We start from the raw sequence: 16,554 nt of genomic DNA, 5'->3' as shown, positions 1-16,554 counted from the left end.
CAGTCGATTGACACTCGACTTCAGCACCGCTGCACAAGAAATGCTGGCAGGCTAGGCCAGCGCGGCGGCCATCGCTGCAAGCTTGCCCACCGTGTTCATGTTGCGGGCAGTGCCTTGCTGGGCATAGGACATCCGCAGGCGCGAGTCGGCCATGCCAGCACCGTAATGAACGAAGATCTCCCGCGTGCCGAGTGCAAGCTGTTCATCACGCCGGCCGGTCACGCCGTCCAACGGATCGGCGGGGAGGCTGGCATCGAGGAACAATGCCACCACACGGTTACCGGCGGCCTGCGGAAACGGATTGCGCGCCACCACGTCGGCGATCTCGCTGGCCGATCGCACCAGCACGCCTACCGGCTTGCCGGCGTAGGCCTGCAGCCGTCGGGCGAGGGCCCCCCGCACGGCGGCCTCATCAAGCCCGCTGCGGAATACCGCGTTGCCACTGGCGATGTAGGTGCGGGTGTCGGAAAAGCCGGCGTCCTTGCACATTGCCACCAGTTCGCGCATCGGCAGCTTGCCGGTGCCGCCGACGTTGACCGCGCGCAGCAACGCGACGTACGCGTTCATGCCGTGCCCGTCTGCAGGCGGTCATACATCCGCACCAGATCGACCAGGGTGCGCGCGCCCATCTTGCGCATCACCTGCGCGCGGCGCACCTTCACCGTGATCTCGCTGACGCCGAGGTCGCCGGCGATCTGCTTGTTGAGCCGGCCGCGTACCACGCCATCAACCACCTCGCGCTCGCCGGCGTTGAGGGTGTCCCAGCGCAGCTGCAGCGCGCCGAGTGCCTCGCCGTCGCGGCGGCGCTGGCGGTCGATCTCGATGCCCTTGTGGATGGCATCGAGCAGCTCCTGGTCACGGAAGGGCTTGGTCAGGAACTCGATGGCACCGTCCTTGATCGCGTTGACGCCCATCGCGATGTCGCCGTGGCCGGTGATGAATACCACCGGCAGCTGCAGGCCGAGGCTGCCCATCGTGCGATGGAACTCCAGCCCACTCTGGCCGGGCATGCGCACGTCCAGCACCAGGCACGCTGGCGCGTCTTCCAGGTCGTGTTCGAGGAAGGCCTGGGTGGAGGTGAAGGCCCGCACCTGCAGGCCCATCGAGGCCAGCAGGTCTTCCAGTGCGGCGCGCACCGACGGGTCGTCGTCGACCACGTAGACGATGGGCGCTGGGTCGATGGCTGGGGCAGCGGGCTTACGCATGTTGAACGTCCGAGGCGATGGGCAGGTCGAACACGAAGCAGGCACCGCCGCCTGCCGGTCGTTCGGCGCGGATCTGGCCGTCATTGGCTTCGATCATCGAACGGCTCAGGCTGAGGCCCAGTCCCAGCCCGTGTGACTTGGTGGTCCAGAATGCATCGAAGACGCGCTCGGGATGATCGGTGGGCAGGCCCACGCCCCGGTCGCGCACGCTGAGACTGACCTGCTGGCCGTCACGCCGGGTCAGCAGGGACAGTCGCCGGTCTGCGGCAGGGACTGGCTCCATCGCGTCCACCGCATTGAGGATCAGGTTGCCGATCACCTGCTGCACCTGCACGCGGTCGGCGTATACCGGCGGCAGGTCGGCGTCCAGCAGTAGCGCCACGGCCACGCCGTGCTGGTCCAGCTCGCTGCGCGACAGCGCCAGCATTTCCTCCACCGCCTGGTTCAGGTCGAAGGCGCGTCGTTCCGGTGCCGCGCCCTGGGTCAGGCCGCGGATGCGGGCGATCACGTCACCGGCGCGGTGCGCGTCGGCCAGGATGCGAGCCACGGTCTGCCGGGCCTTGTCCACGTTCGGCGGGTCCTGCGCCAGCCAGCGCTGGCAGGCTTCGGCGCTGCTGGCGATGGCCGCCAGCGGCTGATTCACTTCATGCGCGATGGAAGTGGTGAGCTCGCCCACGGTGGAAGCGCGCGCCACCCGCAACAGGCGGCCCTGTGCTTCCTGCACGGCGGCCTTGGCCGCTTCCATGTTCAGGGCGAGATAGGTGGTGATGCCGATCACCAGCATGCCGATCACCGAGTTGACCAGGCCGATGCGGTAGGTGCCGAAGCGGGTCAGGAAGAAGCTCAACCCGGTCAGCGCGATGCAGGCGATGGCCAGGGTGATGAGCCCGCGCGCGCTCAGCACGCGCGACGCCGCGAGGATGACCGCTGCGTAGAAGCAGGCAGCGGCAACCGCGTAATCGGTGACGGTGTCGATCAGGAAGATCGCCGCCATCACGACGATCAGGGCCAGCAGCACCAGCGGGCGGCGGGGCGACAGCGATGGCATCGGGGAAGCTCCCGGGCGTGGGCGGAAAGGATAGCAAAGCCGGCATTGGTGGATGCCGACCTTGGTCGGCGTGCTCCCGTGCGGTGGGTGCCGACCGTTGGTCGGCACAAACCAGAACGATGCCTGGTAGTGCCGGCCGCTGGCCGGCAACTGCACGGTGCTTCGGAGATCACGAGGTTGCCGGCCAGCGGCCGGCACTACCGCAGGGATGGACACGGTCTCTGAAGGTTCTGTGCCGACCAACGGTCGGCACCCACCAAAGCGATGCACGGTGCGTCCGGGGATCATCAGGTTGCCGGCCAGCGGCCGGAACTACTCCTCCAGGCTGGCGTTCCAGAAGCCCTGCAGCACACCGGGCGTGGTCGCCAGGGTGGCCAGCACGGCATCGAGCTCACCGGCATCCACGGTGGTGGCATACAGCACCGCTTCGATCTCCACGTCGCGCTCGCCGAACGGGCGCTGGTCCACCGCGCGCACCGGGTAATGCGCCTGCTCAAGCAGCAGCAACAGCTGGTCCAGCACCTCGGCCTGCTGCTCGCGCTGGCAGACCACGTTGATCGTATAGGTCGCCTCGCTGAACGCTTCCGGCAGCGGCTGCCGCTGGATGCGGTTCACCACCGGCCGCAGCAGGGTATTGGCGGCCAGCACGAACACCGCTGCCAACACCGCCTCCGGCAGCAGCTTGATGCCGGCACAGGCGCCCACCGCCGCCGATCCCCACAGGGTGGCGGCGGTGTTCAGGCCGGACACCTGGGCGCCGTCCTTCATGATCGCGCCAGCACCGAGAAAGCCGACGCCGGAGATCACATACGCAACCACATGCAGCGGTGACGGCGGGCCGCCGTACAGGTCATGGAAGCGCACCGCCAGATCGACGAACACCGCCGCTCCCACCGCCACCAGCGTGTTGGTGCGCAGGCCGGCGGTGCGTTGGCGCAGCTGCCGTTCCAGGCCGATGGCCGTACCCAGCACGAACGCCACCGACAGGCTGATCAACGAACTCAGGGTTGCGCCGGCGTTGAACGCCGGCAGGTTCGGATTGATGTCCATTGTGTTTCTTCCTGGACAAAGCGGCGGGCGCTTACTGCCAGCCGTAACGACGGATGTAGAACCGCTTCAGCGCGGTGGTCAGCACCGCATAGCCGAACAGGATCGCCACCAGGAACGGCCAGTAGCCGGCCGGCAGCGCCTGCAGCTTGAAGTAGCCGGCCAGCGGGCTCATCGGCAGGGCCACGCCGATGGCCATGATCAGGCCGGTCATCAGCAGCAGTGGCGGCGCGGCGATGCTCTGCAGGAACGGCACCTTCGGCGTACGGATCATGTGCACAATCAGGGTCTGGGTCAGCAGTCCGACCACGAACCAGCCGGACTGGAACAGGCCTTGGTCGGCCGGCGTGCGTGCATCGAACACGTACCACATCAGCGCGAAACAGGTCAGGTCGAAGATCGAGCTGATCGGCCCGAAGAACACCATGAAGCGGCCGATGTCGGCCGGGTTCCATTTCAGTGGCTTGCGCACCAGCTCCTCGTCTACGTTGTCGAACGGGATGGCGATCTGCGAGATGTCGTACAGCAGATTCTGCACCAGCAGCTGCAGCGGCAGCATCGGCAGGAACGGCAGGAAGGCCGAGGCCACCAGCACCGAGAACACATTGCCGAAGTTGGAGCTGGCGGTCATGCGGATGTACTTCAGCATGTTGTTGAACGTGCGCCGGCCCTGGATGACACCTTCCTCCAGCACCATCAGGTTCTTTTCCAGCAGGATGATGTCGGCGGCCTCCTTGGCGATGTCCACCGCACTGTCCACGCTGATGCCGATATCGGCTGCGCGCAGCGCCGGCGCATCGTTGATGCCGTCACCGAGGAAGCCGACCACCTTGCCCTGCGCGCGCAGCTCGCGCACCAGTCGCTCCTTGTGCAGCGGCGTCAGCCGGGCAAACACGCGATGGTGCTGCAGCGCCCGCGACAGCGCGCCGTCGTCCATGCGCTCGATCTGCGGGCCGGTCAGGATGGTGTCCGCGTCCAGCCCCACCTGTGCGCAGACACGGGCGGTCACCAGTTCGTTGTCGCCAGTGAAGACCTTGACCTCGACACCGTGTGCGGTCAGCGCCTGCAGCGCCTGCGCAGCGGACTCCTTCGGCGGGTCCAGGAAGGCCACGTAGCCGACCAGGGTCAGCCCGCACTCGTCCGCTTGCGAGTAGGCGCTCTGACTGGCCGCGGTCTCCTTCATCGCCACCGCCACCACGCGCAGGCCCTGCTCGTTCAGTTCCTCGGTGGTCTGCCGCACGCGGGCCAGGCGGTGCTCGTCCAGTGGCATGTCCTGGCCGTTCTCGCGAACGGTGCTGCACACCGCCAGCATCTCTTCCACCGCGCCCTTGCAGATCAGCTCATGGTGGTCCTCGCGCTCGGACACCACCACCGACATGCGGCGGCGCTCGAAATCGAACGGGATCTCATCCACCTTGTGGTAGTCCTGCGACAGCCGCAGCGAACTCTGCAGCTCCACGTGCTCCAGCACCGCGCGATCCAGGAGGTTGATCAGCCCGGTCTGGAAGTGGCTGTTGAGGTAAGCGAACTTCAGCACGTCTTCCGAATCGTGGCCGAACACATCGGTGTGACGCTCCAGTGCGATCCTATCCTGGGTGAGGGTGCCGGTCTTGTCGGTGCACAGCACTTCCATGGCGCCGAAGTTCTGGATCGCATCGAGGCGCTTGACGATCACCTTGCGCCGCGACAGCAGCACCGCGCCCTTGGCCAGGGTGGAGGTGACGATCATCGGCAGCATCTCCGGGGTCAGGCCCACCGCCACCGACAATGCGAACAGGAACGCCTCGGTCCAGTCGCCCTTGGTCCAGCCGTTGATCAGCAGCACGAACGGGACCATCACCAGCGCGAAGCGGATCAGCAGCCAGCTGACACTGTTGACGCCGGCCTGGAACGCGGTCGGCGCACGGTCGGTGGCGGTGCTGCGCTGCGCCAGCGTGCCGAAGTAGCTGCGGTTGCCGGTGGCCAGCACAACAGCCGTGGCCGTGCCGGACACCACATTGGTGCCCATGAACAGCAGGTTGTGCTGCTCCAGCAGGCCGGCCAGGCCGTCGCCCGGGTGCGCGAACTTCTCTACCGGCAGCGATTCGCCGGTCATCGCGGCCTGGGCGACGAACAGGTCCTTGGCGGTCAGCACGCGGCAATCGGCCGGAATCATGTCACCGGCCGACAGCACGATGTGGTCACCGGGCACCAGCTCACGGATCGGCAGGTCCAGCAGGCGAGCCGGGCGACGGCTTTGCAGGTGAGCGCCGAAGTACTGGTCGGCCACATCGGCGGCCTCGGTGCCCGGATTGCGGCGCAGCACGCGCGCGGTGTTGCCGACCAGTGCCTTCAGCCGCTCAGCCGCACGGTTCGAACGCCCCTCCTGCACGAAGCGGATCAGCGTGGACAGCAATACCATCGCACCGATCACCACGGTGGCCTTGATGTCCTCGGTCAGCCAGGACACCGCCGCCAGCACGGTCAGCAGCAGGTTGAACGGATTGCGGTAGCACTGCCACAGGTGCCGCCACCACGGCAGCGGCTTTTCGTGATCCACCTCGTTGGGGCCGAGCGTGGCCAGTCGTTCCTCGGCCTCATGCGGGCTGAGGCCATCGGCATGCGACTCCAGTGTGGTCAGCAGTTCGGCTTCCTCCTGCTGGGCGAGGGTAACCAGGCCGGTGGTGAGCGCGAACGGCGCGGCCTCGGCGCTGCCCGGGCCGAAGCCGGATTCGGGCATCGCGCGGCGGCGGAACAGGTTGCCTGCGCGACGGCTGCGCAGGAAGGCATTGAACCAGGCGTTGAGCAGGCTCATGGGACTCTCCTCGAATGTCAGAGCCGGCCGCGGCCGGAACACGAACGGAACGGTTGGAACAGGTCAGGCGTGGCGCATCGCCAGCACCGCCGGCGACCACGGCTGCATGTGCAGGCGCTGGCTGCCGCCGATGCACAGCGGCTTCATGGCATCGCGCAGCGGGTAGGGCAGATGGCGCAGCACGGTGATCCGCTCGCTGATTGGCAGCAGCGACAGCGCATCGGCCACCACGCGCGGCGAACCGAGCGACAGCGAACGGGCGAACATGACCGGGCTGTGTTGCAGCAGCTGGCTGCGCAGGGCGGCAACATCGCGCTCGCCGATCAGGCGGCGCAGGGTGATGTAGAGGATCTTGTAGGACATGGGGGTGATCTCCAGGCAGGCGGCACCTGGCGGTCCCCCGTCACTCAGGCAGGCAGGGACCGGCGGGCAGGCGCCAGGAACAGGCGGATTGCGGGCATCCGGGGCGCGGTGCGCCCGGCAGGGTCGGGGTCCATCTGCGTCTCCATGAGGGGAGGGTGCCGGCCAGGATTGCCCTGGCCAGTGCCGCTATTGTCCGCCCCTGAATGGGGCTGGCCTAGAGGCTCGTGGGTTAGCTGGGCTATACCTTGGTATAGCCGGGTGGTGTGACTGGCACCTGATACCCGGCCCCGTAGAGTCGACTGTGAATCGACTATCGCGCGCAGCGCGGGCCTCGAAGCAGTGTCGCCAACTGCAGTCGACTCACAGTCGACGCTACTACCCTCGCACGGTGGGATGCCGGCCAGCGGCCGACACTACCCACCTGTTCAGAAGCGGTCGGCAAAGGCATCTGTCGCGCGCACGAGCGCATCGACCGTGGCCGGCTCGTTGGCGCTGTGGCCGGAGGTCACCATCTCCAGGCGCGCTTCCGGCCACGCCTTGGCCAGGTCCCACGCGCTGCGCGGCGGACAGATGATGTCGTAGCGTCCCTGCACGATCACGCCGGGCAGGTGGCGGATGCGATCAATGTTGCGCAGCAGCTGGTCCGGTTCCAGGAAGATGCCGTTGCGGAAGTAGTGCGCTTCGATGCGGGCCTTGGCCAGCGTGTCCAGCGGATCATCGGTGGATTGCGCATCCACGTCGTGCTGCAGGGTGGCGGCGTTGTCTTCCCAGCCCAGCCAGGCCTGCGCGGCTTCGATGCGGGTTGCCTCGTCGGGGCCATCCATGCGCGTCCAGTAGGCCGCAATCATGTCGCCACGTTCGGCGTGCGGAATATAGGCCTGATAGCGGTCCCAGCGCTCCGGGAAGATCCAGCGCGCACCCCCATCGGCCTCGGCGAACCAGCGGTTCTCCATTTCGCGGCCGAGGAACACGCCACGCACGATCAGGCCGGTGGCGCGCTCGGGATGCGCCTGCGCGTAGGCCAGTGACAGGGTCGAACCCCAGGAGCCGCCATAGACCAGCCAGCGTTCGATGCCCAGATGCTCACGCACCTTCTCGATATCGGCCACCAGGTCCTGCGTAGTGTTGTCGCGCAGCTCGCCGAACGGCGTGGAACGGCCGCTGCCGCGCTGGTCGATCAATACGATGCGGTAGCGCGTCGGGTCGAAAAAGCGGCGATGGGTCGGCGAGATACCGGCGCCCGGGCCGCCGTGCAGGTACACCACCGGAATGCCCTCGGGCGTGCCGCACTCTTCTACATGTAGCGTGTGCAGATCGCTCACCTTCAGGGTGAACTCGCGGTAGGGTTCGATGGCGGGGTACAGGGTGCGCATGGCGGGCATCTCACAAGCAGGGTGGCCAGCATAGCGCCGCCACCTGCGGCTTGCAGCGGTGGCCTCCTGCGCGGCGCTGGAAATGCGCTGGCCGATGCGCATAAGCTTCCGCGATGCAAGCGACCACGACCGGGACGTCCACGTTCAACCTCACCCTCGGCAGCGGCGCGCGCGAGCTGCTGAAGTGGATCGCGCTGCTGGCCATGACCGGCGACCACGTGGCCAAGGTGGTCTTCGGGGGCTACGTGCCGGTGGTCAGCGAACTGGGGCGTATCGCCTTCCCGCTGTTCGCGCTGGTGATGGCCTGCAACCTGGCCCAGCCGGGCGCCGACCTGCGCAAATCGATCCGCCGGCTGGCACTATGGGGGCTGATTGCGCAGCCATTGCACGCATTGGCGTTCGGTTCCTGGCTGCCGCTCAACATCCTGCTCACCTTCACCTTGGCAGTGGTGGCCGTGCATGCGTTTGCGAACAATCGGCCTGTGCTGCTGTTGCTGGCTGCCGGCGTGCTGCCGATGTTCGTGGACTACCAGTGGGCCGGTGTTGGCGCCGTGCTGCTGGCCTGGGTCGCGTTCCGGCATCGGGCGTGGTGGCTGTTGCTGGTTGGGCTTGCAGCGGTGTGCGGGGTCAACCACAACGGCTGGGCACTGCTGGCTGTTCCGGTGGTCGTGCTGGCGACGCGGGTGCCGTGGCGACTGCCGCGCTGGCGCTGGGTGTTCTATGGGTACTACGTGGGGCATCTGGCGGTGCTGGCGGTGGTGGCGCGCGTGCTTTCGTGATCAGTGCGTGCGTGGTCGTGCCTTGTGTCGGTAGATCCACGCCAGGCGTGGATGCGTTTGGCGGATCACCATGGAAGCAGCCAGGCATGGCCTGGCTCTACAGTTTCCGGCAGATCCACGCCATGCGTGGATCCCGTTGACAGTTTGTCGCCCGGCTCAGAAATCCATCGTCGCAGAGAGCAACACCGTCCTCGGCGCACCCAGCGCCAGGCTTGAAAGCAACGGCATGCCCCAGTACGCCTTGTTGGTCACGTTGTTCACGCTGGCCCGCAGCGCAAGCGGTCGACCCGCCACGGTGGTGCTGTAGCGCGCGCCCACGTCGAACAACGTACGCCCCGGCACCGACAGGCTATTGTCGGCACTGATGTACTGCTTCGACATCGCCGTGGCATTGCCGGTCAGGGTGAGGCCCTGCAAGGTCGGCACATCCCATTCCACGCCCAGCTTGGCCTGCCGCTGCGCCACGGCGGTGGCGATGCGTCCTTCATTCACGCCGCCGGCCGTGCGGGTCAGCTTCGGCTGCACATAGGCCACGCCACCGAGCAGGCGCACGCCGCCCATCGGTGCGCCGAAGAGGCCCCATTCCACGCCGCGGTTACGTTGTTCGCCACCAAGCGAGAAGATATTCGTGACCGGATCGGTGTAGCTGCTCGGTCGCTTGATCTCGTACACGCTGAAGGTGTGCGCGAAGCTGCCCAGGTCCAGCTTCAGGCCCAGCTCCTTCTGCCTGGTGCGGAACGGTGCGAACACATCGCCGGCGTTGGCTGCGGTCATCGGCGCGGTAGCACCCTGGCTGAGGCCTTCGATGTAGTTGGTGTAGAGGGAGAGCGTGTCGGTGGCTTTCACCAGCAATGCAGCCGCAGGGGTGGTCGCGCTCTTGTCGTAGCGCGAGGTGCGCGCACCGGTAGCGACGCTGAAGGTCTCGCTGACCACCTGCTGGCGACGCACACCCAGCGTCAACTGCACGCGGTCATCGGAGAAGGACAGGGTGTTGGCGAAGCCGAGGCTGTCCAGCGTCAGCTCGGTATGCGAGATGTGCGGTGCCATGAACGGCGCGGCCGGGCCCCACACCGGGTTGTACAGATTGGTGGTCCAGTCCCAGCCGGGCACGCTGCGCCGGCCGTAGTCGTTCTGGGTGTGCTGGTAATGGGTCACATTGGCGGCCCACTGGTGGCCGACGCTGCCGGTGTGGAAGGAACCGCGCAGGCCGGCATCTCCGGACTGCTTCTTGATGTCGAAGGCGAGCTGGCCGATCACCGTGGTGAAGTCGCCAGCCGGATTGAGGATCTGCGCGCTGATCGAACCGTTGTAGCGGTAGTCGGTCTTGCTGGTGCCGTAGGCGAGGTAGGCCATCAGGCTATCGTTGATATCCAGCTCGCCGCGCAGCATCGCGCCCTTGTCCTGGCTGTCCACGTAGGCCCAGTCCGGGTTGATCAGCGTATCGCCACGCGGTGGCCGCGGAATGGCCACGCCCGGTGCGAGGCCGACGCCACGTGCCGGGCCGTCCACGCGATCGTCGGCGCTGTACAGATCCGCCGACACCCGCGCACGTTCGCCGCGCCAGTCCAGTGCCAGCGAACCGAGCTGTACCTTCTTGCTCTGCTTGCCGACTACGCCGTCACCATCACGGTAGGCACCGTTGAAGCGGATGCCGAACTGCTTGTCGGCGCCCAGACGACGGCCCATATCCACGTGGGTGCCGAACTGCGCGTCGGAGGCGAAGTTGGCACTGACCCGCAGCAGCGGTTGCTCGCTTGCGCGCTTGGGCACCAGGTTGACGCTGCCACCGACCGAGCCGCCCGGCGGCATGCCGTTGAGCAGCGCAGACGGTCCCTTCAGCACCTCGATGCGCTCGAACATTTCCGGCGAGGTGCGGTAGTAGGGCGCCATGCCGCTGAGGCCATTGAACGTGGTGTCGCTGGTGTTGGAGGCAAAGCCTCGGATCGCGTAGTTCTCGCTCCACGCACCGGTGACGCCGTTGCTGAACACCGTAGGGTCGGTGGCGGCGATGACGTCGGTCAGGTCCTTGGCCTGGCGATCACGGATGAAGGACTCGGTGTAGCTGACCGTACTGAACGGCGTGTCCATGAAGTCCTTGTCGCCGAGCAGGCCGACGCGGCTGCCGGCAGCCACTTGCCCGCCCGCATAGTCTGCAGTGACCCGGCGCTGTTCCTGCACCTGCACCGAGGGCAGGGTGGACGGTGCAGTGTCGGCCAGGGCGGCAAACGAGGCCAGCAGCCCTAACGCCAAGGCGGACACCCGATAACGCAGGTGCATGCCCGGCGGATGCATCAGGCCTGAGAATGCGGCAGCACGATGCTGTGCAGAAGTGAAGTTGTAAACGGTCATGCCAGAGTCCTGTGAATCGCAGGCGCGAGCGCGCCTGGCGCGCTGCCGACGGCAAGCACGGGGAGAGGGCGCAGCGCAGGGTTGTTGGCTGGGTGGGGACCTGGCGGGAGGTGAGCCATGGGCTCGATCACGGGCAGCGTGCTGGACGCCTTCCGAATTAGTTGAGTAAGTTAAACTAAATCAATCGAAGCGGACAAGAGGGTCCCTTTACTGGCACCCTCAGCAGGGTATGGACGCGCACCGTAAGAGCAGGCACCGTATGAGCACGCACCCCGATCCAACGGCGCCGAGCCGTGGCCGCCCGCCCACCATCACCCCGGAGCGCCTGGCCGACATCGGCATCCGTCTGGGCCTGCCCAACCTGACCATGGCCAACGTGGCCGCCGAACTGGCGGTGACCCAGGCGGCGCTGTACAAGCGCGTGGCCAACCTGGAGGCGTTGAAGCGCCTGGTGGCGGAGGCGGTGTTCCAGCGCTGGCAGATTCCGCGCGCGTCGGTCGACGCACCGGGTGGGCTGGAGGCCTATCTGATGGGGTTCGTGGAGTCGCTGTGCGAAGTGGTGAAGGCGCATCCCGGGCTACCGCCCTACCTGCTTCGGCGAACGGTGGCGACCGCGCCGATGCTGGAAAAGATCGCATCGCACCAGGCGCACGTGGCCGAGGTGTTCGGCCTGCCGGTGGACAAGGCGCGCTGGCTGCTGGCCACGATCGCGTTCTACTGCATCGCCGGCGCCGACACGATCTATGCGATTGCGGACGACGAGGAGGGGCAGGTGATCACCGAGTTCAAGCAGGGCATGCGGGCGTTGGTGATCGGTTCGCTGGAGGTATCGCGGCTTCGGTAGATCCACGCCATGCGTGGGTGCCGTTGCACGGTTCGCCACGGCCCCATCTACGGATGGCGTGGATCTACAATGCGGCCATGCCTGCCACGCCCACTCTCGATGATCTTCGCCGCTACGCGGTGGCGCGCACCCTGTTCAAGCCGACCACGCTGCTGGCCGCGATCCGGCGGTTGGGCTTCGTGCAGGCCGACCCGATCCGCGCACCGGCGCGCGCGCAGGACCTGACCCTGCGCCACCGGGTGAAGGATTACCGCGCAGGCGACCTTGAGCGGCGCTACACGCGTCTGCCGGTGGAAGAGGATTGCCTGGTGAACTACGGGTTCCTGCCGCGCGAGCATCTGGCACTGATGCACCCGCGGGTCTCCAAACGCGAGTGGGATGCCGAGACCCATCGCCGTGCGGCCGACGTGCTGGCCTTCGTGCGCGAGCGCGGCAGCGTGCACCCACGCGAGGTCGACCAGGCGTTCGCGCATGGGCGGGTGACCAACTACTGGGGCGGCACCAGCAATGCCAGTACCCATCTGCTGGACGGCATGCACTACCGCGGCCTGCTGCGCGTGCAACGGCGCGATAGCGGTACGCGCATCTACGCGGTGGCCGATCATGCCGAGCCCGATTCCAGCGAACAGGCGCAGATCGAACATGCTGCCGCCCTGATCGATCTGGTGGTGCGCAAGTACGCACCGCTGCCTTCCGCCAGCCTGACCTATCTCGTGCGCCTGCTGGGCTATGGCGCCCCACATCTGGCCGAGCAGACCCGCAAGGCATTGGCGTTGGCCAAGCAGCACCTGGCCAGCTGCACGCTGGACGGCACCACCTGGTACTGGCCGGCGGACGAGAATCCGCGTTCGCGCCGCCATTCACCGGACGAACAGGTGCGCCTGCTGGCGCCGTTCGACCCGGTGGTGTGGGACCGCCGTCGCTTCGAGCTGCTGTGGGATTGGGTGTACAAGTTCGAGGCCTACACGCCCGCACCGAAGCGTCAATACGGCTACTACGCACTGCCGGTACTGTGGCACGACCAGGTGGTGGGCTGGGCCAACCTGAGCATGCGCGAAGGTGAGTTGGTGTCGAACGTGGGCTATGCCGGCAAGTCGCTGGCCCGCGACAAGGTATTTCGTGGCGCGCTGGACGACGAGCTGCAGCGCATGGCGGAGTTCCTGTAGCGCCGAGCGGCGCATGGGTAGCCATCGCGCCCGGTAGTCGCCAACCTTGGTTGGCGCTGGCTTCCATCGGTGCCCACCAAGGTGGGCATCTACCGGTCAAGCGGCGTCCTTGTGGTCCGCATCGTCCATGCCGGGGCTGACTCGCCGGCCGATGTCCTTCAGCCGCGCGAGCTGATCCACCATCGACGGTGCATCGTCCAGGCTGCCGGCGAAAGTCCACAGATAGGTCATCACCGCATAGACGTGACCGGGGGTAACGCCATCGGTGGTGGCAAGGCGGCCGATGGTCAGTGCGAACAGGGCCGCTGCCGTCGCGCCGACGGCCAGCACGGCGCCGGCTTCGCGATCGGAGAGCAGGATGCGCAGGCGTGACAGCGTGGTGTAGTGACGGCGCAAAACCGAGGGACTGACCCGGTCCACCAGTCGGATTTCCTGTTCCAGGCGGTTGTTGAGGCGCCCATGCAACTGCTCGTTGCGACGCGCGAACGACGGCAGCAGCAGGAGAGCACCGAACAGCGCGAGGAGAGCGGCTCCACCGACCAGCGGTTCAATTGCGAGCAGCATGACCGCAGCGCCAAACATGGATACCAGTGCGGTGGCGATGATCGGCACGTGCTTTTCGAAGAAGTCGACGAACTCGCGGGCCAGAACGACGCGGGCCGCCGAAGTGGAGGTGGCCTGGCCCAAACGGCGCTGCGCCTGCACCACGTTCACTGCCAGATCGGCATAGATGCGGGTAAACGTCCGGGTATCGACCGCACGGCGGGCGGCACCGACCAACCAGAACAGCAGCACTACGCCGGCGTAGGAGATGGCATGGCCGATGTTGCCGCGGATGATGGCATCCACCGCGAAGCCGGCGAACAGCGGATAGGCCAGCAGCAGCGCGTTTTCCAGTGCCACCAGCGAGAACGTGCCGGTGAGCTGCCAGGGGTAGGTGCGCAGGATGGCCTTCAGGGTGGCGGCCGCATTCTGCTGGCCGATGCTGCCGGCGGCGGCCGCTGGATCGTGGGGGTGTTTCATGGAATGCCTGGGTGGGTCGGGGGTAGAGTCGACTGTTGGTCGACTGCTCTTTGCGAACTGCTGGAAGAACCCGCGCTTGCGCGCGCAAGTCGCCTGACAGTCGACTCTACCCAGGCAGTTCCGGCATTTCGGGCATTCCAGGGCAACAATGGCCCTCAACGACGCGCGTGCACCGGCCAGCGGATCTCGAACGCGCTACCACCGCGTTCGGTCGCCCTGCATCGCGCCGTTCCGTGATGGGCCACGGCAATCGCGCGCACCACCGCCAGGCCAAGCCCGGAACCACCACTTTGTCGCGAGCGCGACACATCGGTGCGCTGGAAGGCTTCGAAAATGCTGTCGCGAAGGTCGTCCGGCACACCGGGGCCACCATCCTCAACGGTCACGGTGCAATGGCCTTCGGCCAGCGTGACACGGACCCGCAGTGGGCAGGGGATGGCATGGCGCCGCGCATTCTCCAGCAGTGCCAGCACCGCCTGGCGGATGCGTGCCGGATCGCAGTCGGCAAGCGACGGCCGTGCGTCCAAGGTCATCGAGAAACCACTTTCGGTCAACGCCTCGGACATCGCTTCGACCACCGCCGCTACCTGCACGCTGACATCGCTGCGCTGCAGGCGCAGATCCAGGTGACCGCTTTCGGCAAGGCTGACCACGCGCAGGTCTTCGATGATGCGGGTCAGGCCCTCCAGCTGGGTGAGCATGCTGTTGAACTGCTCCGGCCCGGGCTCGAACACGCCTTCGGCGATGCCCTGCAGGCGGCCGCGCAGGATGGTCATCGGCGTGCGCAGTTCGTGTGCGATCGCTGCATTCCAGAACACGCGGTTCTCGGACATCCGGCTGAGCCGCTCGGCCATTGAGTTGAAGTCGCTGACCAGTGTGGCGGCCTCGGTCATCGAGGTGTCGCCGCCGCGCGCACGCGCCTCAAGATCACCGCTGGCGACGCGACGCAGGCTTTCGGCCACTGAGTTGAGCGGGGTGATGATGCGCCGGGTCAGGCGCGAGGCGATCAACGTGGCCAGTGCCACCACCACAGTGGCGGTCAGGCCGATCCACAGCCACTCCAGCCCTGACGGCATGATGGTTTCCGGCTCGTCATACCAGCGTGGATAGAACACCTCCATCAGGTAATAGAACAGGTAGAAACCACTGATCGACAGTACGGTTGAACACAGCGACGCGACCGTGATGGACAGCGTGATCTGGCGCCCGATGCTCTTGCCTTTGGGGTTCATCGGTTCAGTCCAGGAAGCGGTAGCCGACACCGCGGATGGTGGCGGGAATGCCGATGACGCCGACGCCCTCCAGCTTGCGGCGCAGCTTGCTGACGTGGCTGTCCACGGTGCGCTCCTGCGCATCGCCTTCCGGCAGGCAGGTCTGGAGAAGATCCAGCCGGCTGTGCACCATGCGCGGTGCGCGCGCCATGTGCACCAGCAGACGGAACTCGGTGAGTGTGAAATTCAAAGCGTGCACATGGTCATCGGTGCGCACGGTGACCTCATGGCTGCGCAGGTCGATCTCGAACGGGCCCTGCCGGATCAGCCCGTTGGGTTCTTCTGCCATGGGCTTCGCGCTACGGCGCAGCACCGCCTGGATGCGGGCGACGATCTCGGCCGGATTGAACGGCTTGGCCACATAGTCGTCGGCGCCGACGCGCAGGCCGGTGAGCTTGTCCACGTCCTGGTCCAGTGCGGTGAGCATGATCACCGGGGTGTTGCCGCGCCGGCGCAGCTCACTCAGGACCTGCCAGCCATCCAACTTCGGCATCTGCACGTCCAGCAGCACCAGGTCGGGGCGCAGCTGGCGGTGGCTGGCGAGGGCGGCTTCGCCATCGGCGGCGCGGGCGCTGCGCAACCCGGAGCGGGCCAGGTAGGCGCCGAGAATGTCAGCAATTTCGCCTTCATCCTCGGCAATCAGCACCAGGGGCGCCTGGCGCGTGCGGGCATCGGATTTCATTGCATGCTGCGGTTTCACGTGAGGAATGGGAAACGCCGCCGACGGTGTCATCGTGGCCGTTCCAGGGTCTGCGCCTCTTCGTGGGCGGCCCAGGCGAGGGTGGCCAGCACCAGCGTGTGCTGCAGGGCGGGCGCCAGCGTTGCGGTCCCGCGCAGGTGCTGTGCGAGCAGGGTCGATACGGCCGCAGGCAGCTTGCTCCACCGTGATTGCATGCCCGTTGCGTCCACCCGGTCCTGCAAGCGGCGGGCCATGCGGACCAGGGCCCACAGGCGCAGGGCAAGCAACGCAGCCACCAGGACCGCTGCTATCCCTGCAGGCATGAGACTCAGGCCAGCGCTGGAGGCGGACCAGGCCGCGAAGCCGATCAGCACCAGCGACGCCAGGGTGCCCGTGCGCGCCGAATGGGCGGGGCCTTCGCTGCGGAAGCACACAAGCGCGGCGGCACCGGCGCCCGCGAGCAGGGGCGGCGCCGGGTTCGCGCTGGCAAGCATCCAGGCGCTGGTCGACGCCATTACCAGTGCAAGCAGCCACGGCGAAGGCGCGCACCAGGCGAGGTAGGCGCGGCGGACATCGATGGGAGGCAGGTCAGGAAACGGGAGGTACACGGCGG

General features: G+C 66.9%; 15 protein-coding genes. 3 read left to right on the top strand and 12 right to left on the bottom strand.

Annotated elements, in window-relative coordinates; translation table 11 throughout:
• Positions 1 to 51: 51 nt before the first annotated feature.
• The 7 genes from AC5P9N_RS02870 to pip form a co-directional block, all read right to left on the bottom strand.
• Positions 52 to 567, bottom strand: coding sequence for a DUF1697 domain-containing protein (locus AC5P9N_RS02870; RefSeq protein ID WP_049460154.1), 516 nt, complete (start codon positions 565 to 567; stop codon positions 52 to 54).
• A complete protein-coding gene (locus AC5P9N_RS02865) occupies positions 564 to 1,205 on the bottom strand; it encodes a response regulator transcription factor (RefSeq protein ID WP_049460153.1) in 642 nt (213 codons plus the stop codon). Before AC5P9N_RS02865 ends, AC5P9N_RS02870 begins: the two co-directional genes overlap by 4 nt.
• Positions 1,198 to 2,253 (bottom strand): sensor histidine kinase, encoded by a 1,056-nt coding sequence (locus AC5P9N_RS02860; RefSeq protein WP_049460152.1) that lies wholly within the window; start codon positions 2,251 to 2,253, stop codon positions 1,198 to 1,200. Before AC5P9N_RS02860 ends, AC5P9N_RS02865 begins: the two co-directional genes overlap by 8 nt.
• A gap of 312 nt (positions 2,254 to 2,565) precedes the next feature.
• Positions 2,566 to 3,303, bottom strand: coding sequence for an MgtC/SapB family protein (locus AC5P9N_RS02855; protein ID WP_099484657.1), 738 nt, complete (start codon positions 3,301 to 3,303; stop codon positions 2,566 to 2,568).
• Between the two features lie 31 nt (positions 3,304 to 3,334).
• Positions 3,335 to 6,094: a magnesium-translocating P-type ATPase gene (gene mgtA / locus AC5P9N_RS02850; RefSeq protein WP_148239626.1), complete on the bottom strand. Its 2,760-nt coding sequence runs from the start codon at positions 6,092 to 6,094 to the stop codon at positions 3,335 to 3,337.
• A gap of 63 nt (positions 6,095 to 6,157) precedes the next feature.
• A complete protein-coding gene (locus tag AC5P9N_RS02845) occupies positions 6,158 to 6,457 on the bottom strand; it encodes a hypothetical protein (protein ID WP_099484655.1) in 300 nt (99 codons plus the stop codon).
• Positions 6,458 to 6,882: 425 nt separating this feature from the next.
• Positions 6,883 to 7,830, bottom strand: a complete 948-nt coding sequence (pip, locus tag AC5P9N_RS02840) for a prolyl aminopeptidase (protein ID WP_005409806.1) — start codon at positions 7,828 to 7,830, stop codon at positions 6,883 to 6,885.
• A gap of 113 nt (positions 7,831 to 7,943) precedes the next feature.
• Between pip and AC5P9N_RS02835 the strand changes: the two genes are divergently transcribed.
• A complete protein-coding gene (locus AC5P9N_RS02835; RefSeq protein ID WP_062607165.1) occupies positions 7,944 to 8,609 on the top strand; it encodes a TraX family protein in 666 nt (221 codons plus the stop codon).
• Between the two features lie 156 nt (positions 8,610 to 8,765).
• Here AC5P9N_RS02835 and AC5P9N_RS02830 read toward each other — a convergent pair whose 3' ends face one another.
• The gene (locus AC5P9N_RS02830; RefSeq protein WP_099484654.1) at positions 8,766 to 10,958 is read right to left on the bottom strand and encodes a TonB-dependent receptor; all 2,193 of its coding nucleotides are present in this window, start codon (positions 10,956 to 10,958) and stop codon (positions 8,766 to 8,768) included.
• A gap of 259 nt (positions 10,959 to 11,217) precedes the next feature.
• Between AC5P9N_RS02830 and AC5P9N_RS02825 the strand changes: the two genes are divergently transcribed.
• Entirely contained in the window at positions 11,218 to 11,802 is a 585-nt protein-coding gene (locus tag AC5P9N_RS02825; RefSeq protein WP_043033369.1) for a TetR/AcrR family transcriptional regulator, read from the top strand.
• A 77-nt stretch (positions 11,803 to 11,879) separates the two neighbouring features.
• Positions 11,880 to 12,968 carry a DNA glycosylase AlkZ-like family protein gene (locus tag AC5P9N_RS02820; protein ID WP_099484679.1) on the top strand — a complete coding sequence of 363 codons (1,089 nt, stop codon included), beginning with the start codon at positions 11,880 to 11,882 and terminating at the stop codon, positions 12,966 to 12,968.
• Between the two features lie 96 nt (positions 12,969 to 13,064).
• Here the strand turns inward: AC5P9N_RS02820 and AC5P9N_RS02815 are convergent, their stop codons facing one another.
• The 4 genes from AC5P9N_RS02815 to AC5P9N_RS02800 all read right to left on the bottom strand — a co-directional run bounded on the left by AC5P9N_RS02815 (position 13,065) and on the right by AC5P9N_RS02800 (position 16,456).
• Positions 13,065 to 13,991, bottom strand: coding sequence for an ABC transporter six-transmembrane domain-containing protein (locus AC5P9N_RS02815; RefSeq protein WP_012480374.1), 927 nt, complete (start codon positions 13,989 to 13,991; stop codon positions 13,065 to 13,067).
• Between the two features lie 155 nt (positions 13,992 to 14,146).
• Positions 14,147 to 15,223: an ATP-binding protein gene (locus AC5P9N_RS02810; protein WP_062607160.1), complete on the bottom strand. Its 1,077-nt coding sequence runs from the start codon at positions 15,221 to 15,223 to the stop codon at positions 14,147 to 14,149.
• A gap of 4 nt (positions 15,224 to 15,227) precedes the next feature.
• Positions 15,228 to 15,944, bottom strand: coding sequence for a response regulator (locus AC5P9N_RS02805; RefSeq protein WP_164212565.1), 717 nt, complete (start codon positions 15,942 to 15,944; stop codon positions 15,228 to 15,230).
• A gap of 47 nt (positions 15,945 to 15,991) precedes the next feature.
• The gene (locus AC5P9N_RS02800; protein WP_049460140.1) at positions 15,992 to 16,456 is read right to left on the bottom strand and encodes a hypothetical protein; all 465 of its coding nucleotides are present in this window, start codon (positions 16,454 to 16,456) and stop codon (positions 15,992 to 15,994) included.
• Between the last annotated feature and the right edge of the window lie 98 nt (positions 16,457 to 16,554).

The sequence above is a fragment of the Stenotrophomonas sp. YJH_SMC_6 genome, assembly GCF_059371335.1.
Note: the sequence above shows the minus strand (reverse complement) of the source record. Positions and strands in the feature narration are given on the sequence as shown.